The sequence below is a fragment of the Streptococcus suis genome (genome assembly GCF_019794555.1).
Taxonomy (GTDB): Bacteria; Bacillota; Bacilli; order Lactobacillales; family Streptococcaceae; genus Streptococcus; species Streptococcus suis_AB.
Map to the genome: position 1 here is coordinate 19,364 of NZ_JAIMEP010000011.1, position 19,173 is coordinate 38,536.

General features: G+C 36.7%; 19 protein-coding genes. 16 read left to right on the plus strand and 3 right to left on the minus strand.

What is annotated here, in order from left to right:
* Positions 1–26: 26 nt before the first annotated feature.
* The 7 genes from K6V48_RS06195 to K6V48_RS06225 all read left to right on the plus strand — a co-directional run bounded on the left by K6V48_RS06195 (position 27) and on the right by K6V48_RS06225 (position 8,044).
* Positions 27–1,013 carry a glycosyltransferase family 2 protein gene (locus K6V48_RS06195; protein ID WP_222368561.1) on the plus strand — a complete coding sequence of 329 codons (987 nt, stop codon included), beginning with the start codon at positions 27–29 and terminating at the stop codon, positions 1,011–1,013.
* A complete protein-coding gene (locus K6V48_RS06200; RefSeq protein WP_222368563.1) occupies positions 1,003–2,592 on the plus strand; it encodes a hypothetical protein in 1,590 nt (529 codons plus the stop codon). Before K6V48_RS06195 ends, K6V48_RS06200 begins: the two co-directional genes overlap by 11 nt.
* A complete protein-coding gene (locus K6V48_RS06205) occupies positions 2,589–3,938 on the plus strand; it encodes a hypothetical protein (RefSeq protein WP_222368565.1) in 1,350 nt (449 codons plus the stop codon). The genes K6V48_RS06200 and K6V48_RS06205 overlap by 4 nt, the downstream gene beginning before the upstream one ends.
* A gap of 229 nt (positions 3,939–4,167) precedes the next feature.
* Positions 4,168–4,590, plus strand: coding sequence for a hypothetical protein (locus tag K6V48_RS06210; protein WP_222368567.1), 423 nt, complete (start codon positions 4,168–4,170; stop codon positions 4,588–4,590).
* 112 nt (positions 4,591–4,702) lie between these two features.
* Complete coding sequence (locus K6V48_RS06215; protein ID WP_024403838.1) at positions 4,703–5,374, plus strand: response regulator transcription factor; 672 nt, start codon at positions 4,703–4,705, stop codon at positions 5,372–5,374.
* Positions 5,367–6,740, plus strand: a complete 1,374-nt coding sequence (locus K6V48_RS06220) for a sensor histidine kinase (protein WP_222368569.1) — start codon at positions 5,367–5,369, stop codon at positions 6,738–6,740. The genes K6V48_RS06215 and K6V48_RS06220 overlap by 8 nt, the downstream gene beginning before the upstream one ends.
* A gap of 86 nt (positions 6,741–6,826) precedes the next feature.
* Positions 6,827–8,044, plus strand: a complete 1,218-nt coding sequence (locus K6V48_RS06225) for a transglutaminase domain-containing protein (RefSeq protein ID WP_222368571.1) — start codon at positions 6,827–6,829, stop codon at positions 8,042–8,044.
* Positions 8,045–8,077: 33 nt separating this feature from the next.
* Here the strand turns inward: K6V48_RS06225 and rpsT are convergent, their stop codons facing one another.
* Both rpsT and coaA read right to left on the minus strand, forming a co-directional pair.
* Positions 8,078–8,326, minus strand: a complete 249-nt coding sequence (gene rpsT / locus K6V48_RS06230; RefSeq protein ID WP_012027069.1) for a 30S ribosomal protein S20 — start codon at positions 8,324–8,326, stop codon at positions 8,078–8,080.
* Positions 8,327–8,384: 58 nt separating this feature from the next.
* On the minus strand, positions 8,385–9,305 hold the full coding sequence (gene coaA / locus K6V48_RS06235) for a type I pantothenate kinase (RefSeq protein WP_024392089.1): 921 nt from the start codon (positions 9,303–9,305) through the stop codon (positions 8,385–8,387).
* A 74-nt stretch (positions 9,306–9,379) separates the two neighbouring features.
* Here coaA and K6V48_RS06240 point away from each other — a divergent pair, with 74 nt between their 5' ends.
* From K6V48_RS06240 to K6V48_RS06280, 9 genes are all read left to right on the plus strand, one after another.
* Positions 9,380–9,970, plus strand: a complete 591-nt coding sequence (locus K6V48_RS06240) for a class I SAM-dependent methyltransferase (protein ID WP_172006703.1) — start codon at positions 9,380–9,382, stop codon at positions 9,968–9,970.
* Complete coding sequence (locus tag K6V48_RS06245) at positions 9,967–11,244, plus strand: pyrimidine-nucleoside phosphorylase (protein WP_160864290.1); 1,278 nt, start codon at positions 9,967–9,969, stop codon at positions 11,242–11,244. The genes K6V48_RS06240 and K6V48_RS06245 overlap by 4 nt, the downstream gene beginning before the upstream one ends.
* A 15-nt stretch (positions 11,245–11,259) precedes the next feature.
* Positions 11,260–11,922: a deoxyribose-phosphate aldolase gene (deoC, locus tag K6V48_RS06250; RefSeq protein WP_024392092.1), complete on the plus strand. Its 663-nt coding sequence runs from the start codon at positions 11,260–11,262 to the stop codon at positions 11,920–11,922.
* Positions 11,909–12,298 carry a cytidine deaminase gene (locus K6V48_RS06255; RefSeq protein ID WP_172018666.1) on the plus strand — a complete coding sequence of 130 codons (390 nt, stop codon included), beginning with the start codon at positions 11,909–11,911 and terminating at the stop codon, positions 12,296–12,298. Before deoC ends, K6V48_RS06255 begins: the two co-directional genes overlap by 14 nt.
* Before the next feature lie 81 nt (positions 12,299–12,379).
* Positions 12,380–13,441 (plus strand): BMP family lipoprotein, encoded by a 1,062-nt coding sequence (locus K6V48_RS06260; RefSeq protein ID WP_222368573.1) that lies wholly within the window; start codon positions 12,380–12,382, stop codon positions 13,439–13,441.
* Positions 13,442–13,657: 216 nt separating this feature from the next.
* Entirely contained in the window at positions 13,658–15,193 is a 1,536-nt protein-coding gene (locus K6V48_RS06265) for an ABC transporter ATP-binding protein (RefSeq protein WP_222368576.1), read from the plus strand.
* Positions 15,186–16,247 (plus strand): ABC transporter permease, encoded by a 1,062-nt coding sequence (locus tag K6V48_RS06270; RefSeq protein ID WP_222368579.1) that lies wholly within the window; start codon positions 15,186–15,188, stop codon positions 16,245–16,247. The genes K6V48_RS06265 and K6V48_RS06270 overlap by 8 nt, the downstream gene beginning before the upstream one ends.
* A 1-nt stretch (position 16,248) precedes the next feature.
* Positions 16,249–17,202 (plus strand): ABC transporter permease, encoded by a 954-nt coding sequence (locus tag K6V48_RS06275; protein ID WP_172016263.1) that lies wholly within the window; start codon positions 16,249–16,251, stop codon positions 17,200–17,202.
* Positions 17,203–17,442: 240 nt separating this feature from the next.
* Positions 17,443–17,988 (plus strand): dihydrofolate reductase family protein, encoded by a 546-nt coding sequence (locus K6V48_RS06280; RefSeq protein ID WP_172084326.1) that lies wholly within the window; start codon positions 17,443–17,445, stop codon positions 17,986–17,988.
* A gap of 198 nt (positions 17,989–18,186) precedes the next feature.
* Here K6V48_RS06280 and K6V48_RS06285 read toward each other — a convergent pair whose 3' ends face one another.
* Positions 18,187–19,170, minus strand: coding sequence for an L-lactate dehydrogenase (locus K6V48_RS06285; RefSeq protein WP_222368582.1), 984 nt, complete (start codon positions 19,168–19,170; stop codon positions 18,187–18,189).
* Positions 19,171–19,173 lie beyond the last annotated feature (3 nt).

Sequence of the window (19,173 nt, forward strand, 5' to 3'; positions counted from 1 at the left end):
TAAATATTAGAGAAGATTTATATTTTATGAAAAAGAATAAGGAAAATAAAAAAAATATACCAATTTTGGCTATAGTAATTCCTTGCTATAATGAGGAAACTGTGTTACCAATCACTGCTCCACTTTTTTTGAATAAATTGCAGTCGTTGATTGAAAAAAAATGGATTGCTAATAACAGTAAAATTGTTTTTGTAGATGATGGAAGTAATGATGATACATGGAATATTATTACTAAATTATCTATGGAGTCTACACATTTTATTGGTGTGCGACAAAGTCGAAATAGAGGTCATCAAAATGCTGTATATGCAGGCTTAATGGAAAGTAAAAATTTTTCTGATATTACGATTTCAATTGATTCTGATGGTCAAGATGATATTGAAGTAATGGATGAAATGATAAAGTCTTATCTAAATGGTGCTGAAATTGTATACGGTGTAAGAAACGATCGTGAGTCAGATACTTTTTTTAAAAAAACAACAGCTCAAACATTTTATAAAATAATGGAATGGTTAGGTGTTGAAACAGTCTATAATCATGCAGATTATCGTTTGGTATCAAGTAAAGTTTTACATGAGTTTAAAAAATTTGATGAGGTTAACCTATTTCTTCGTGGCATGTTTCCTTTGGTAGGATTTAATAGTACATCTGTTTATTACAAACGTAACGAAAGAATAGCAGGAAAAAGTAAATATCCACTGAGTAAAATGTTACAGTTAGCATTCGAGGGAATTACCAGTTTAAGTATTAAACCTATTCGACTTGTAACTAGTCTAGGATTAATAATGGCTTTTATCAGTTTTATTGTCGTAATTTGGATTTTTGTTCGATTTTTTTCAGGAGATACAGTATCAGGATGGGCATCTAATGCAACTCTTTTAAGTCTATTTTGTGGTGTACAGTTAATTTGTTTAGGTATTATCGGTGAATATATAGGAAAAATTTACCTTGAAGTTAAGCATAGACCAAAATATATAGTAAGTGAGAGGGTAGGTAAAATTGATGAATATTAATACGGAGTACAATTGGTTTCAATCTATTTTACTTTTTTTGGGAAAGAATATAATTCTTATTTGTTCAGCTGTTATTACTGGATTTCTCTCATTTATTTCATTGAAGTCAACAGGTTATATGAAATTGGATATGACCCAAACAACCATTTTTTCAAAAACAGATTTTATTTTTTATTTTAGCCTGTCTTTAGTTTGTATATTACTCGTTATAATTGTTCGATTTTTGGAAAAAATTCCATCGATATTATTGTTTACATTTTTTACTTGTATATTTTTATTTATTGGGTTATTTATATCTGAAAATGCAGGCGAGCTTATTCGTTCAGATCCAAATGCAGTTTTAAAGACTGCAATACAAATCAATAGTGGAGATTTTTCCTCATTTGAAAAAATTGATCATACTCATTATATGGCAACTTTTCCGAGTCAAATGGGATTGCTAACATTATTTAGAATTTACTCTTTTTTTACTACTGACATACATAATTTATTTAAGTTGCAAATTTTTTTAGTTTGTATATCAAATTATCTATTATGGAAAATTGCACACTTATTGTTTGACAAAAAAATTATTGATAACCTTGTTATTATATTATCGCATTTATTTTTGCCAACTATTTTTTTGACATTGTGGATTTATGGTGATATTCCTGGGTTACTTTTTGTTCTACTTTCTCTTTATTTCTATCTTGTTTATCATAAAAATAGGAATATCATTTACTTTTTGCTTTCAATTATATTTGTTACCGCTGCTTGTTTAATAAGGGCAAACTATCTTATATTTCTTGTACTCCTATTTCTACTACATATAGTTGAACTAATAAAGAAGCCTTCAGTTTTTGTTTGTTTAAATTTGATTATTTTACCAATTCCTTATTTTGTAGTGAATAGTGCTATACATCATTACTATGAGTCAAAAATCCAAGAGAATATTACCTATCCTCCTCAGAAAGCTTGGATTGTAATGGGATTAAATGATAAAGTCTCTAGTCCCGGTTATTGGGATGGTTATACAAACTTTATAAGGGAGTGGACCAATTATAATGATAAAGAAACCGAACAGGTAGTCAATCGAGATTTCAATGAACGTCTAGAGAAATTAACTTCAAATCCAAAATATGCAAAGCAGTTTTTTTATAAAAAATTAAATGTAACTTGGAATGAGCCAACTTTTCAATCAATTTTTGTTGGTCCCTTAGCGGCGTATGGTCAAACTGTTGAATCAGACTTATTACAGAATCTATATAGTGAAGGAACTTTATATCAAGTTTATAATAAATATATGTCAGTAATTGTAACTCTGCTATATATTTCTTCTTTTATTTATTCTTTGATACAATTATTATTTACAATTAAAGACTATAAGTTTTTAAACTTAATTCCATATATATATCTTATAGGTGGTTTTTCTTTTCACATTTTTTGGGAGGTAAAGTCACGTTATGTTATCCCTTACGTATACTTTCTTATTTTAATTTGTGCAGCAAATATTTATATTGTTGGAAGTAAACTATTAAATTGCGATAGATCAATTCTAAATATCCTTGTTAGGAATAGAGAAGGAAGTAGTAAACGATGAAATTAGATCGATTTTCTATCATGTTATTTATTTCTACATTATTTCTATTTATTATTTATATTGTTTGGGCTAAAACCATACCTTTTGATGGTGCACCCGATGAATATTTACGCTATAAAATTCCCATGTTTATATATAAACATGGATATCTTCCTACTGGTTATGATGCCGAGACATTATTTGATAGAGGTGGAAATTGGTCTTATGGTTTTTATTCGCAATTCTTAGCACCATTATTTAGTGCATTATTTATGAAAGTGACTAGCTTGTTTAGTCAGAGCGATCAGGCATTGTTACTATCAGCTAGATTTACAAGTGTAGTTAGTGGCATTTTGACAGCAAATGTAGTCGCACTTTCTGTTTTACGAATCACAAAGAGTGAGTATTTTAGATTACTTACAATCTTATTTGTTGGTCTTTGGCCACAAATTATCTTTTTATCCTCTTATGTCAATAATGATATTATTGGATTATTGGGGGTAGCACTAGTTACTGATGTCACTGTAAAGACAAGTGTTGCACGTAAATGGACGTATTTCGATACACTTTATTTAGCATTAGGTTTTATAGTCTGTTTGTTGGGTTATATCAATACATATGGCTTCGTCTTATTCGCAGGTTTCTATTTTCTATTTGCAATTAATAATACTAATAAATTAAATAAAAATAATCTGGTCACGATAGCTAAGCATTGTTTCCTATTATCAATTATTCTAATAGTTGTAGTTGCACCATTCTTTATAAGAAATTTTCTTTTATATGGAGATTTTTTTGGTAGTAGCGCATTTGAAGCTGCTCATCAAAAATGGATTGAACAAGGTGGAGAATCAATGCTAAACGGGGCTGTCAGTTATGGAAGAAATTTTGTAGAGTTTTTAACCTGGCGTAACTTTGATTTTATTGTTTGGACTTGGCAATCGTTTATCGGCAGATTTAGTTATATGTCACTCGTTTTATCTGATTTTCTTTATAATGCATATTGGTATAGTTTATTAATTGGAGTTATCTTTAGTATATATTATTCAATCAAAAAGAAATTATCAGTTTGGAATTTTTCTGCGTATTTATCAATTGCAGGTTCAATGTTACTGACCGTTTTATTACATGTCTATAGGAGTTACTTTACAGATTACCAACCTCAAGGAAGATATATTATTGGATTATTTGTACCATTGTGTTTGATGACGATGTTTGGCTATTATAGATTGTTAAAAAAATACCCAAAAGTTCAAAGATTAGTATTTTATTTTTCAATTTGCGTACTTATCTTGTCTAGCATCCATATATTCAAGAATTATATTTATGATTTTTATATAATTCGTGGACTTGGTGTTATCTATCATTAATGCATTTCTAGTCAGTTAAGTATAAACATTATATTATTTCTAAACCAAAGAATATTAGTACTTATCACTGGAAGTATTTAATAATTTCGCAAAAGAGGACAATTTTGTTCTCTTTTTTCCCAATTTTAGTTTACATTAAGTATGTTTTCTTAGACTAGTTGTGAGATAGGGTGATTTCCAGAATTTCGTGAAATTACCTTATTAAACATTTAAAGAAATGAGGAATTGTATGTCACTCTTAAGTAAATTAAAAGAACAGCCACTTATTTTATTGGCGACTGTGAGGATTTCAGCAGCTACAATTGGTTTTGCCGGTGGAATGAGCATTAACCGAACTACTAGCTCAGTTGTAAATCAAAGCCAGGCTACTACGACAGAAAATCAGAATGGAGCAACTGACCAAGCTCCTGGGAGTTTTGATCCTAATCAAATGCCAAGTGGACAAGGACAAGGTAGGGCTGGACAGGGAATGCCACCAGGCCGAGGGGGCCAAGGTATGACTCCGCCTGATGCAACGAGTGGGGCTTCGCAGTCGGATTCTACAACGACGGATGAGAATTCTTCGTCTTCTGATGAAGTGAATGCATTGAAACAACGAAATCAAGAAATTAAATCTCAGATAGAAAGTGACTCTAGTTCGACGGAAGAATAGGTCAATTAATTCTTGTTTTTTTCATTCCATGGTATAATGAACTTGGAAGAGAAAAAATAGCTTTGAATCTTTTCTAGTCTAACGACTAGCTCATGGAGCAAAGGAGAAATGAATGATTAAGATATTATTGGTTGAAGACGATTTGAGCCTTTCCAATTCAGTCTTTGATTTTTTAGATGATTTTGCAGATGTTATGCAAGTTTTTGATGGTGAAGAAGGAATCTATGAAGCAGAAACTGGGGTTTATGACTTAATTCTTTTAGATTTAATGTTACCTGAAAAGGATGGATTCCAAGTTTTAAAAGAACTCCGTGAAAAAGGTGTCACAACTCCAGTTCTGATTACGACTGCCAAGGAAGGCCTAGAGGATAAAGGGCATGGTTTTGAGTTAGGTGCGGATGATTACCTTACAAAACCATTCTACTTGGAAGAATTAAAAATGCGAATCCAAGCATTATTGAAACGTGCTGGAAAATTTAATGAAAATACACTTACGTTTGGAGATGTAACTGTTGATTTATCTACTAACACAACTACAGTTAATGGACAGGAAGTTGAGCTTCTCGGAAAAGAGTTTGATTTATTAGTATATTTCTTACAAAATCAAAATGTCATTCTTCCTAAAACACAGATTTTCGACCGTATTTGGGGATTTGATAGTGATACAACTATTTCTGTAGTGGAAGTGTATGTTTCTAAAATTCGGAAAAAATTGAAAGGAACCGCATTTGGAGAAAATCTTCAAACTCTTCGTAGTGTCGGTTACATTTTGAAGAATGCCTAAACGTTTTAAAAAATTTATTTCAACGGATAAATTTTCCTTCTTTATTCGCTATTTCGCAGTATTTACCCTTATCTTTGGTTTGATGACTGCAATTATTTTCCAATTGATGCGTTCAACCATGTATCAGACTTCAGACGATACATTAGCCCGAATTAAGGATGCACCGGCACTAGTAGTTGGCTTTGCGGTTGCAAGAACCTATGAACCCAATTCGGAATTTATTGTTCAAGATGATAATATAACCGATGGGAGTGGAACTACAACTTCCGATTCTTCATCTCCAAACACCCCAAAGAATAAAAAAGACGATCAGCTGAAACTTGGTTTTAATACGCATGTCTTGCTATATTCAAAAGATGGTCAAGTAGTTAATCCTGATACGTTTACTGGTTTAACTGATTTATCTTTAGACAAGAAAAATTTAGGGGAAATCAAGGAAGTATCGGTAGATTCTACATTCGGTAGTTCAGAAGATTACCGCTATGTTACTATTGAATTGGCGCCAGATGACCTTGGGTATTATTCTTCCTATGATATTAAATACGCGACAATTTTTGTGAACGTGAGTCAGATTAAATCATCTATTGAGACGTATGAAACTGCTGTGGCTATTGTCATGGTATCTGCTTGGCTTATTTCCATCTTGGCTAGTATCTATCTGTCAAATTTGAGTATGCGTCCTATCTTGATTAGCTATCAAAAACAAAAGGATTTTGTTGAGAATGCTAGTCATGAATTGAGAACGCCTTTAGCTGTGTTACAGAATCGTTTGGAAGGTCTTTTTAGACATCCAAATGCAACCATTTTGGAGAGTAGTGAGAGTATAGGATCAAGCCTAGAGGAAGTTCGTAATATGCGTATGTTGACTACGAATTTACTGAACTTAGCTCGTCGTGATGATGGTTTCAAATTAGATATAGTTGACGTTCCACCTAGCTATTTTGATGAAATCTTTGAGAATTACATGATGATTGCAGATGAAAATGGTAAAACAGTCACGGTTAATAATTTGATTCATCAACCAATTCGGACGGATAAGGTGTTGGTAAAACAGCTTCTAACCATTCTATTTGATAATGCAATGAAGTATACCGAAGAGGATGGCGCTATACAAGTGACAGCCAATATCAAAGACAAGTTGGTTTACTTTACGGTAGCGGACAATGGATTGGGAATCAGTGATAGTGATAAAAAGAAAATTTTCGATCGATTTTATCGTGTAGACAAGGCCCGTACTCGGAGCAAGGGTGGGTTTGGTCTCGGTTTATCCTTAGCCTTACAAATTTCCAATAGTTTGAAAGGCACAATCACTGTGCGGGATAATCAGCCTAAAGGAACTATTTTTGAGGTAAGATTACCAAGATAAAATAAGAAAAATGATAGGAACGTGCCCTATCATTTTTTTGTCGGTTCGAAAGTATGATATACTAGGATGGAGGAGAGGAGTAGGTCGTGAAAAAGAAGAGTTACTTAATTATATTAATCATATTGGCTTGCACGCAGTTGACAGGCTGTTCATACTTTCCTCAAATAGAGGATTTTAGCAAGGTAATCAGCGGAGAAGCAACACAAGAAGCTAAAGTCCTTGAAAATGAATTGCAACAGATGAGGGAGCAAGTTGCTGACTATTTTTATTATCAACAATTAGACACGGATGAGGAACGCCGTGTCTACCTCCAATTAGCGAATGGTTTGCGTACCTTCAAACAGCAGATTGCAATTGACAGGGTAGACGATGAGACCTATACACGTGCATTTTTCTCAGTAGCAAATGATTTCCCTGAGTATTACTGGATGACTGACGCAATGAGGGACGGCATTGATTATCAGGACCTTTCTGAGCCTGACTATCCGTTGCAGGTTGAAGAAGAAAGTAAAAAATTAGCATCTTTGGCACAATCCATCGTTAGCCAAGCTCCAAAGGGTCTTGTATACGATACTGTAAAATTCTTCTATGAATACATTATTCAGCATACGGATTATAATCTTGCTGCTTTGAGTGATAGTCAGATTAGTTGGGACAATCAATCTATAAAATCAGTTTTGCTAGCTAATAGCTCGGTGTGTGCAGGGTATAGCCGAACCTTTCAATATTTATGTAAGTTGGCTGGGATAGAAGCTGTCTATGTATCTGGTAATGTGACTGGAACAAATGGTGAAACCATTGAACACGCTTGGAATTTAGTGAAGATTGATCAGCAATACTATGGTGTAGATTCAACCTGGGGTGATCCAGTCTTTGAAGAAGCTATGGGGAGTCAAGCGCAATCTACTATTAGCTATGACTATCTATGTGTTCCAGATTCTATCTTGTATAGAAATAGAGTTGCTGATGTGGACTTACTAAGCTATTGGGGAACAGAATATCCATATACGGAGAGACCACTTGCCTATCCTTCTTGTACTGACAATGCCTTAAATTATTACGTTCAGCAAGGTACTTATTTTGAGAATTTTGATGAGGAATTAATCGTTCATACTGTTTCTAATCTATATCAGTCAGGTCAGCACCGGATTGCGTGTCAATTTTCTAATCAAGCAGCCTTGGATCAAATGGTGGAATATGCAGCTTCGGGTACCAATCGACTATTTGAAGTATTGGGCTGGATTGAAACCTACCAATATCTGTACAATGAACAGACATTAACATTTGAATTGGTAGTAGAATAGAAAAAAAGAAGTCCTTGATAGACTTCTTTTTTATTATGCAAGTTTTGATGCAAGACGTGCTTTGTCGCGGCTTGCTTTGTTTTTGTGAATCAAACCTTTAGTTTCTGCTTTATCGATTGCTGAGCTAGCAGCGCGGAAAAGCTCTTCAGATGGGTTAGCTTCAAATGCTTTAATTGCAGTACGCATAGCTGATTTTTGTGCTGAGTTTTTTTCGTTTTGTTTAACGTTCAATTCAGCGCGTTTGATAGCTGACTTAATGTTTGCCAATGGTTTCACCTCCACCCTTTCTTGTACTAACTATACCATTATATATGAAAAGACTGCATTTGACAAGTGAAATTTATTTTTTTAAGTAAATTTCATCGATTTCGTGATTCAATCCTTTATGCAGGATAATATCTGCTCGGTTTCGTGTCGGTTCAATATACTTTTCTAGGTTGGCTAAGTTAATATCTTTCCAGATACGTTGAGCCATTTCAATGACTTCTGCAAATGGTAAATGTGTGAACCGATGGTAATAGTTTGTCGGATCTTTTTCGGCTAGTTTCAACAATTTTTGGAATCGTTCCAAGTACCAGGTTTCAATATTATCCACGTCAGCATCTACATAAATCGAAACATCAAAATAGTCGCTGACATACAATCGTTGGTTTTGAGGATTTTGGAATACATTGATGCCTTCCACAATGAGGAAATCAGGTGCTTCGATGGTTTGATAAGAATCCGGAACGATATCGTAAATTTCGTGTGAATAAGTTGGAATGCTAAAGGATTCGCCATTTTTTATAGTATCCAAAAAATTCAGCAACAGTTCCATATTGTAAGATTCAGGAAACCCTTTTTTGTCAAGAAGACCTTTTTCTTGAAGCTCTGCATTTGGATAAAGAAATCCATCTGTCGTAACCAACTCAACTTTTGCATGCCTAAATGTTTGGGAAAGTAATATTTGCAGAAGACGACTGGTTGTAGATTTTCCGACAGCAACACTACCAGATACACCAATGATAAAGGGTTGTTTTTCAATTTTCTTTTGTAAAAACAAACTTTTTGAAAAGGTCAAATCCGTGCGAGCTTTACGATAAATGCGAATGAGATTGATTAATGGTAAATAGACGTCAGAAACTTCCTGGAGTTTTATATTATCATTGAAACTCTTTATGGAGTTTAGTTCTTCTTGCGTGAGTGGAGCTGTCGTATGGCGGTGAAGTTGTTGCCAGGTTTCTCTGCTAATGCGTTCAAAATTGATAAATTCATTTTTCATAGGCCTATTGTAGCACGATTATGAATTTAAGTAAAATTCTTGTAAACGTTTTTAGGAAATGTTATAATGAATATATGTCAAATATGTATTACGAGAAAAATCCAAGTACAGCACATGATATTCATGAACTTCGTGTCCTTTTACTGGATACCCCAATGACATTCCAAACAGACGCAGGGGTATTTAGTAAGAAAATGATAGATTATGGAAGTCAGGTGCTTTTAAAGTCTCTTCATTTAGAAGAAGGGAAGTCTTTGCTTGACGTAGGTTGTGGCTATGGTCCGATTGGCTTAACACTTGCAAAGGTCTATCATGTTGACACTACAATGATAGATATCAATAACAGAGCTTTGGCATTGGCTGAAAAAAATGCTACACTAAACAATGTTGCTGTCGACATTTTCCAATCCGATATCTATGAAAATGTGACAAAACAATTTGATTATATTGTTTCAAACCCTCCAATTCGCGCTGGTAAGGCGGTTGTTCACCAAGTGATTTCAGGAGCTAAGAATCATCTATCCGAAAATGGCACGCTTACCATTGTGATTCAGAAAAAACAAGGTGCACCAAGTGCCAAGGCGAAGATGGAAGAGGTTTTTGGAAACTGTGAAATTATCAGGAAGGATAAAGGGTATTATATCCTTGAAAGTGTGAACAAATGAGAGCAGTTGACTTAATTCAAAAAAAAAGAGATGGTTTAGAATTATCGTCAGATGAGATCAAATGGTTGATTGACGGTTATGTAGCTGGAACTGTTCCAGATTACCAGATGTCTGCTCTTGCGATGGCTATTTACTTTAAGGGCATGTCAACACGTGAAATTTCAGATTTAACCATGTCTATGGTTGCAACGGGTGAACAGATTGATTTATCGGCCATTCCAGGTATAAAAGTGGATAAACATTCTACTGGTGGTGTTGGTGACAAGGTCACCCTGATTCTTGCTCCTCTGGTTGCTAGTTTTGGTGTTCCTGTGGCAAAAATGAGCGGTCGTGGTTTAGGCCATACTGGTGGTACACTAGACAAGTTAGAATCGATTAATGGTTTTCAGATTGAAGTTAGTCAAGAAGATTTTATCAAACAAGTCCAAGAAACTGGTGTTGCAGTAATTGGGCAATCTGACAATCTGGTGAAAGCAGACAAATTACTCTACGCTCTTCGGGATGTCACTGCCACAGTTGATATTATTCCTTTAATTGCAAGTTCTGTCATGTCTAAAAAAATTGCAGCAGGTGCAGATGCGATTCTTCTAGATGTCACTGTTGGTGAGGGTGCCTTTATGAAGACTGTGGAAGATGCGCGTGTTCTTGCACAAACCATGGTTGATTTAGGGAAAGCTGTTGGTCGTAAAACAGTCGCTGTTCTGACAGACATGTCACAACCAGTAGGGACTTCAATTGGTAATCGATTAGAAATTTTAGAAGCCCTTGAAATATTGCAAGGGCGAGGTCGCGAGGATGTAACCGAATTTATTTGCGAATTAGGACATATCATGTTAGGTCTTGCGAATGTTGAAAAAAGCGTTGAAGAAGTTAAACAGCATATTGATAACGGCCTCGCATTGAAGAAGTTTGAGGAAATGGTGCTTGCACAGGGTGGTGATTTATCTGATCTCTACCGACCTGTAGAAGTGTCAAACCAAGTTCCTGTTTATGCAGAGAAAGACGGTTATATCGTTGCTCTACCAGCATTAGAGTTTGGCTTATTTGCCATGAAACTTGGTGCAGGTCGCGCTGTAAAATCGGATCAATTGGATTACGAAACGGGAATTGTTTTCCATAAAAAAGTAGGTGAATCTGTTTCAGAAGGTGAACAGATTGCGACAATATATGCTAATGAAAATATTTCGGAAAATATGCTTACAAATTTTCAAAAAAATGTTAAAATAGATAAAGTAAGTGTAAAGACGAAAGAAATCATTGAAATAATTTATTAATGTACGGAGAAAAACATGAAATTGAATAAATATATTGATCATACAATCTTAAAACCAGAAACAACACAAGAACAGGTTGAAAAGATTCTTTCTGAAGCAAAAGAATATGATTTTGCTAGTGTCTGTGTAAATCCAACGTGGGTTTCATTGGCAGCAGAAAGCCTGAAAGACAGTGATGTTAAAGTTTGTACAGTAATCGGCTTCCCTTTGGGAGCAAATACATCTGCAGTTAAAGCCTTTGAAACTAAAGATGCTATTGCAAATGGTGCTGATGAGATTGATATGGTGATCAATGTCGGTGCTTTAAAATCAGGAAATGATGCCTTGGTTTTGGATGATATTAAAGCAGTTGTAGATGCTAGTGGAGATAAACTTGTTAAAGTAATCATCGAAACTTGCTTATTAACAGATGATGAGAAAGTGAGAGCTTGTCAATTGTCAAAAGAAGCTGGAGCTGATTATGTGAAGACTTCTACCGGTTTTTCAACTGGCGGTGCTACAGTTGCTGATGTTGCCTTGATGAGAAAAACTGTGGGTCCAGACATGGGCGTTAAAGCTTCTGGTGGTGCACGTTCTTATGAAGATGCTATTGCCTTTATTGAAGCTGGAGCATCTCGAATTGGTGCATCGTCAGGTGTAGCCATTATGAACGGAGCACAGGCGGATGGAGACTACTAATTTAATAGAACTAGTTGTAGACAATAGCAAATATGCCTATGTGCCCTATTCACATTTTCCAGTCAGTGCTATTCTTGTTACAAAGACTGGGGAACTATATTCAGGTGTGAATATAGAAAATGCTAGTTTTGGGTTGACGAATTGTGCTGAGAGAACAGCGATTTTTAAAGCAATCTCCGAGGGAGTACGTGACTTCTCTGAAATTATTATTTATGGTGAAACAGAGAAGCCAATATCTCCTTGTGGAGCATGTCGTCAAGTTATGGCGGAATTTTTTGATAAGGATTTAAAAGTGACTCTTGTCGCTAAAGATAAATCGACAGTCGTGATGACAGTCGGGGAATTACTTCCATATTCCTTTACAGACTTATCTTAGTCTGTATGGCAGTCTAATGACTGTAGCAATTTCATTCTGCAACACAATAGTTGCAAAACGTTTTTTTAGGAGGGTTCAGAAATGAACAAGAAATTTGTTGGCCTTGGTCTAGCTTCAGTTGCAGCTCTTTCTTTAGCAGCTTGCGGAAGCCGTACTGCAAAGAATGATTCGTCATCATCTGATAGTGCTTCAAGCATTAAAGCAGCAATTGTTACTGATATCGGTGGTGTTGATGACCGTTCATTCAACCAATCTGCGTGGGAAGGTCTTCAAGAGTGGGGTAATGCAGCTGGTCTTTCTAAAGGTAATGGTTATGACTATTTCCAATCTGCTAATGAATCAGAATACATTACTAACCTTGATTCAGCAGTTTCAGGCGGTTACAACCTAGTATTTGGTATCGGTTTTGCGTTGGAATCTGCGATTAAAGAAGTAGCTCCAAACAACCCAGATACTCACTATGTTATCGTGGATAGTGTTGTAGCTGACGAAGATAACGTAGTCAGCGTTGGTTTCGCCGACCATGAAGCTTCTTACCTTGCTGGTGTTGCGGCTGCTAAATCAACTAAAACGAAACAAGTTGGTTTTGTCGGTGGTATGAAAGGTGAAGTTATCGACCGTTTTGAAGCTGGTTTCGTAGCTGGTGTTAAATCTGTTGATGAATCAATCAAAATTGATATTCAATACGCTGGTTCATTTGGTGATGCTGCTAAAGGTCAAACTATCGCTGCTGCTCAATATGCTGCAGGTGCAGATATTATCTTCCACGCTTCAGGTGGTACTGGTAACGGTGTATTTGCCGCTGCTAAAGCTGAAAACGAAACTCGTAATGAAGCAGATAAAGTTTGGGTAATCGGTGTTGACCGTGACCAATCTGCAGAAGGTGCTTACACTTCTAAAGATGGTAAAGAATCTAACTTTGTATTGGCATCTACTTTGAAACAAGTTGGTGCAGCAGTAAAAGATATTGCTACAAAAGCTGAAAATGGTGAATTCCCTGGCGGTGAAATTGTTCGTTATACTCTTGCTGATAAAGGTGTAGAGTTGGCAGAAACAAACCTTTCTGACGAAGCATCAAAAGCTGTTGCTGACGCAAAACAAGCTATTCTTGATGGTAAAGTAGAAGTACCAGAAAAACCATAAGTTTTATATTGATGAATTCCGAAAGGGCGACCACTCGGTCGCCCTTTTAGAAGCTGAGATTTTTCTCAGTAAAGCCTATCAAATTTGGTAGGTTTTACTGGTAAAAATGGTACAGTTAGCTGGAATGAACTTGCTAGAAATCCTATTATCTTAAATGGGAGGGGTGGTTGGCAGTCGGTTCAATCCGTTTAACTGTAATCAGAAAGGAACTAGATTATGACTAAGGATTATGTCATTGAGATGCGTAATATCACCAAAATATTTGGTGAGTTTGTTGCCAACGACCATATTAATTTGAATGTCAGACGTGGAGAAATTCACGCCCTTTTGGGTGAAAATGGTGCGGGTAAATCAACACTTATGAATATGCTTGCAGGCTTATTGGAGCCTACAAGTGGTGAGATTGTCATTAATGGTAAGGAAGTGAAAATTGATTCCCCTTCCAAAGCTGCACACTTGGGTATCGGGATGGTTCATCAACACTTTATGTTGGTGGATGCCTTTACTGTTGCTGAAAATATCATTTTAGGTAGCGAAACAACCAAAGCTGGTGTTATTGACATCAAGAAGGCTATTGCAGAAATTAAAGAACTCTCAGCTCGCTACGGTCTTGAAGTAGATCCGACTGCAAAAGTTGCGGATATTTCTGTAGGTGCACAACAACGTGTGGAAATTTTAAAAACACTGTATCGTGGTGCAGACTTACTAATATTTGATGAACCGACTGCTGTACTTACTCCGGCAGAGATTGCAGAGCTCTTGAAGATTATGAAGACCCTTGTCTCAGAAGGCAAGTCAATTATTTTGATTACGCATAAATTGGATGAAATTCGTGCTGTTGCAGATAGCGTAACGGTTATTCGACGTGGTAAATCGATTCAAACTGTGGCAGTTGAAGGAGCAACTAACCAAGATTTGGCTGAATGGATGGTTGGGCGTTCTGTTTCTTTCAAGACAGAGAAAGTTGAATCCCATCCAAAAGAAGTTGTTCTTTCCATTAAAGATTTGGTTGTCAATGAAAACCGCGGTATCCCAGCAGTGAAAGGTCTATCTCTTGACGTACGTGCAGGGGAAATAGTGGGTATTGCAGGTATTGATGGCAATGGACAAAGTGAATTGATTCAAGCAATTACTGGACTTCGCAAAGTGAAGTCTGGTTCTATCACGATTAAAGGTGAGGAAGTGGTTGGTAAATCACCACGTAAGATTACTGAGATGCAGGTGAGTCACGTTCCTGAAGATCGTCACCGTGATGGTTTAGTACTCCCGATGACCGTTGCTGAAAATATTGCTCTTCAAACTTACTATAAAGAACCAAATTCTAAAAATGGTATTTTGAATTACACAGCGATTAATGAAAAGGCCCGTCAATTGATGCAAGAATTTGATGTGCGTGGTGCTGGGGAATTAGTACCTGCTAAAGCCCTTTCAGGAGGTAACCAACAAAAAGCGATCATCGCAAGGGAAATCGATCGCAATCCTGATTTATTGATTGTCAGTCAACCAACACGTGGTTTGGATGTAGGCGCTATTGAATATATTCGTAAACGTCTTATTGCTGAACGGGATAAGGGGAAAGCAGTACTGGTTGTCAGCTTCGAATTGGATGAAATTTTGGATGTATCAGACCGTATTGCTGTCATCCACGATGGTGTCATTCATGGTATTGTTGATCCTGCTAAGACAAACAAACAAGAATTGGGAGTCTTGATGGCTGGTGGTCATATCGAGGAGGGAGAAGTACATGCTTAAGAAATATCAAACAATACTATTCCCATTGCTAGCGGCAATCAGTGGCTTAGTGCTTGGGGCAATCATCATGTTCATTTTTGGCTATGATCCAATTTGGGGATATGAGGAATTATTCTACTCTGCTTTTGGGAACATCAAATCAATCGGTGAGATTTTCCGAGCAATGGCGCCTCTCATTTTTACTGCGTTAGGATTCGCAGTCGCAAGTCGCGCAGGTTTCTTCAACGTTGGTTTGTCTGGTCAAGCCTATGTCGGCTGGGTCTTTGCAGGTTGGTTTGCATTGTTAAATCCTGATTTACCACGACCAGTTTTGATTTTGGGTACGGTTGTGATAGCGATGGTAGCAGGTGGTATTGCTGGCGCAATTCCTGGTATCCTTCGTGCCTATCTCGGAACGAGTGAAGTTATTGTTACGATTATGATGAACTACATCATTCTCTATTCATGTAACTATATCATTCGTGATATATTTTCAGAAAATTTGATGAAAAATACAGATTCTACAATTAACGTTTCTGCTAACGCCTCTTATCAAACAGAATGGTTGCGAGCGCTAACGAACAACTCACGGATGAATATTGGTATTTTCTTTGCCATTATAGCTGTCATAGTTATTTGGTTCTTAATGAAAAAGACAACGCTTGGTTTTGAAATTCGTTCAGTGGGTATCAACCCAACTGCATCTAACTACGCTGGTATGTCAGCTAAACAAACGATTATTCTATCAATGGTTATTTCCGGTGCTTTAGCTGGACTTGGTGGTGCAATCCAAGGGTTGGGAACTTTCCAGAACGTTTATATTCAAAGTGGTAATTTAGATATTGGATTCAATGGTATGTCAGTTGCCTTACTGGCTTCGAACTCACCACTGGGAATTCCATTTGCAGCCTTCTTGTTTGGTACACTTTCAGTAGGTGCACCTGGTATGGTTCGTGCACAAATTCCAACAGAATTGATAAACGTTGTTACAGCGTCTATTATATTCTTTATTGGTGTGAAGTATATTTTTGAACTTTTGTTGAATTCAAAAAAAGTAGCGAAAGGAGCTAAGTAAGATGAACTTATCTATTTTAACCCTACTCATTTCGCAAATGCTCATTTATTCAGCACCTTTGATTTTCACAAGTCTTGGAGGAGTATTCTCTGAGCGAAGTGGTATCGTAAACGTTGGTTTGGAAGGAATCATGGTTATTGGTGCCTTTGCTGGTGTTGTCTTCAACATTGAATTTGCTGAAACTTTTGGTAAAGCTACACCATTTTTAGCGATCATTGTTGGTGGTTTGGCTGGTGTTGTCTTTGCCGCTATCCATGCGATGGCCACTATTAACTTTAGAGCAGATCACGTAGTTTCTGGTACCGTATTGAACTTATTAGCACCTGCACTTGGGGTTTTCCTTGTCAAGGTTATCTATAATAAAGGTCAAACAGACAGTATACGTGAGTCATTTGGTAAGTTTTCTTTCCCAGTATTGGCTGATATTCCTGTTATTGGTGATTTATTCTTTAAAAACACTAGTTTGATGGGGTACGTCGCTATCCTTACAGCATTTGCTTCTTGGTTTGTTTTGTATAAAACAAAATTTGGTTTGCGACTTCGCTCTGTTGGTGAGCATCCTCAAGCAGCTGATACCCTTGGTATCAATGTATACGCAATGCGTTATGCAGGTGTACTGATTGCAGGTTTCTTAGGCGGTGTTGGTGGTGCTGTAAGTGCCCAATCTGTAAATATCAACTTCTCGGCGACTACGATTGTTGGTTCCGGATTCATTGCCTTGGCGGCAGTAATCTTCGGTAAATGGAACCCAATTGGTGCAATGCTTGCTAGTCTATTCTTCGGACTATCACAAAGTCTTGCGGTTATTGGTGGCCAATTGCCTGGTTTGAAAGATATTCCATCAGTATATCTCCAAATCGCTCCATACTTGATTACAGTTATTGCCCTTTCGGCCTTCTTTGGACAAGCAGTAGCGCCAAAAGCAGACGGTGTTAACTACATTAAATCTAAATAAGGTAGATACACTCTCCATTTTGGGCTTGAGGATTGAGATAATCTAACAATAAAACGCATAAAATCAGTGTTTTTGGAACATAATTTTATGCGTTTTTTTGTTTTTTCCTTATATAAAACAGCTGATCTGAGGGAATATTTGTGACTTGATTGGTTATATTCTTGGTGATGCATTTTCTCCTTTTCCTAGCTACTTGTGGTATAATAATTTTTCGATAAAACGTTGAATTGAGGGAAACATATGAGAAGATTAGTATTAAATATTGCAATGAGTCTAGATGGTTTTATTGCCAGAAAAGACGGAAGTTATGATTGGATTGAAGGACATGGTACAAATCAATTTGATACCCTCTTGCAGTTTGACAATCCTTCATTTTTTCAGTCATGTGATACTGTTATTATGGGTCGTAAATCTTTAGATGATTGTCCTTTAGAGATGATTGAGGGCTATCAAGAGAAGCAATTTCTCGTGGCTAGCCATGCTGACAAATCAGACTATGAAAATGTTCGTTTTGTCAAAGACATTCTTACCGAAATTGAGCGCTTACGACATGATGAAGGGGGAGATATCTGGTTGTTTGGTGGCGCATCCCTTGTTCAAGAATGCTTGAAAGCTGGGGTCATTGATCATTTTATCATCGGCATCATTCCTACCATCTTAGGAGATGGAATTCCCTTATTCCAACAATTGCCAGAGGAACAAAAATTAACCTTGGTTGAATCAACTGTAACCGATGGAATTGCGATGTTGAGATATGATCGAAGAAACGATAGTCGAATGAATTAGCTTTCAGACAAGGAACTGAGGTGCAGGTTATTAGAACAGAAAAATGTCTGGCTGTTCTAGGTTTGAAATATGACTTACGTAACAAATCACTTTCGTAGAGTAGGGCAAGGCGAAAGTGACGATATATCAAAGTTACTTCAAATGGATATAAAAAAGGTGGCCTAATCGACTCACCTTTTTTGCTATTTAAAAATAGAATTAGTTTTTAACACCAGCAGCGATTTCTGGGTTAGCGAAAGCATCGTCAATGATGTCTTTCAATTGGGCAGCAGATGCTTGCATTTTTTGCAATTCAGCTTCGCTCAATGGAATGTTAACTGGACGAACGATACCATGTGCACCGATGATAGCTGGTTGACCGATGAAGACATCTTCAACGCCTTCGTATTGACCAGCTTGGTAAACTGACAATGGAAGTACTGCATTTTCGTCGTCAAAGATAGCTTTTGTGATACGTGCAAGTGCAGCACCGATACCATAATATGTAGCACCTTTTTTATTGATGATTGAGTAAGCTGCATCACGTACAGATACGAACAAGTCTACAAGACCTTGCTCATCAATATCGCGGTTATCTTGCAACCAGTCATACAATTTCACACCAGCAACGTTGGCATGTGACCAAACAGCAAATTCAGAGTCACCGTGTTCACCCATGATGTAAGCGTGAACTGAACGAGCGTCAATACCGATTTTTTCAGCCAATGCTTGACGGAAACGAGCTGAGTCAAGAGAAGTACCAGAACCGATGACACGTTCTTTAGGGAAACCAGAGAATTTCCAAGTTGAGTAAGTAAGAACGTCAACTGGGTTAGCAGCAACAAGGAAAATACCATTGAAGCCAGATTTAACAATTTCAGATACGATTTGTTGGTTGATACGAAGGTTTTTCTCTACCAATTCAAGGCGAGTTTCACCTGGTTTTTGTGGCAAACCAGCTGTCAAAACAACGAGGTCTGCATCGTGAGCATCTGAGTACTCAGCAGAGTAGATTTTTTTAGGTGAAGTGAAGGCCAATGCGTGGCTCAAATCTTCTGCGTCACCTTGTGTACGGTCTTTATTGATATCGATGATACCCAATTCTTGACCGATACCTTGGTTAACAAGGGCATAAGCATAAGCTGAACCTACGGCACCATCACCGACAAGGATAACTTTTTTGTGTTGTTTAGTTGCAGTCATTCT

What these genes read in the sequence shown, in the direction of transcription:
- K6V48_RS06220 (WP_222368569.1), top strand. Translation starts at nt 5,367, where the DNA reads ATGCCTAAACGTTTTAAAAAATTTATTTCAACGGATAAATTTTCCTTC.
- K6V48_RS06240 (WP_172006703.1), top strand. Translation starts at nt 9,380, where the DNA reads ATGTCAAATATGTATTACGAGAAAAATCCAAGTACAGCACATGATATT.
- K6V48_RS06270 (WP_222368579.1), top strand. Translation starts at nt 15,186, where the DNA reads ATGCTTAAGAAATATCAAACAATACTATTCCCATTGCTAGCGGCAATC.
- deoC (WP_024392092.1), top strand. Translation starts at nt 11,260, where the DNA reads ATGAAATTGAATAAATATATTGATCATACAATCTTAAAACCAGAAACA.
- K6V48_RS06260 (WP_222368573.1), top strand. Translation starts at nt 12,380, where the DNA reads ATGAACAAGAAATTTGTTGGCCTTGGTCTAGCTTCAGTTGCAGCTCTT.
- K6V48_RS06205 (WP_222368565.1), top strand. Translation starts at nt 2,589, where the DNA reads ATGAAATTAGATCGATTTTCTATCATGTTATTTATTTCTACATTATTT.
- K6V48_RS06280 (WP_172084326.1), top strand. Translation starts at nt 17,443, where the DNA reads ATGAGAAGATTAGTATTAAATATTGCAATGAGTCTAGATGGTTTTATT.
- K6V48_RS06215 (WP_024403838.1), top strand. Translation starts at nt 4,703, where the DNA reads ATGATTAAGATATTATTGGTTGAAGACGATTTGAGCCTTTCCAATTCA.
- K6V48_RS06285 (WP_222368582.1), bottom strand. Translation starts at nt 19,170, where the DNA reads ATGACTGCAACTAAACAACACAAAAAAGTTATCCTTGTCGGTGATGGT.
- K6V48_RS06195 (WP_222368561.1), top strand. Translation starts at nt 27, where the DNA reads ATGAAAAAGAATAAGGAAAATAAAAAAAATATACCAATTTTGGCTATA.
- K6V48_RS06265 (WP_222368576.1), top strand. Translation starts at nt 13,658, where the DNA reads ATGACTAAGGATTATGTCATTGAGATGCGTAATATCACCAAAATATTT.
- K6V48_RS06200 (WP_222368563.1), top strand. Translation starts at nt 1,003, where the DNA reads ATGAATATTAATACGGAGTACAATTGGTTTCAATCTATTTTACTTTTT.
- coaA (WP_024392089.1), bottom strand. Translation starts at nt 9,305, where the DNA reads ATGAAAAATGAATTTATCAATTTTGAACGCATTAGCAGAGAAACCTGG.
- K6V48_RS06255 (WP_172018666.1), top strand. Translation starts at nt 11,909, where the DNA reads ATGGAGACTACTAATTTAATAGAACTAGTTGTAGACAATAGCAAATAT.
- K6V48_RS06275 (WP_172016263.1), top strand. Translation starts at nt 16,249, where the DNA reads ATGAACTTATCTATTTTAACCCTACTCATTTCGCAAATGCTCATTTAT.
- K6V48_RS06245 (WP_160864290.1), top strand. Translation starts at nt 9,967, where the DNA reads ATGAGAGCAGTTGACTTAATTCAAAAAAAAAGAGATGGTTTAGAATTA.
- K6V48_RS06210 (WP_222368567.1), top strand. Translation starts at nt 4,168, where the DNA reads ATGTCACTCTTAAGTAAATTAAAAGAACAGCCACTTATTTTATTGGCG.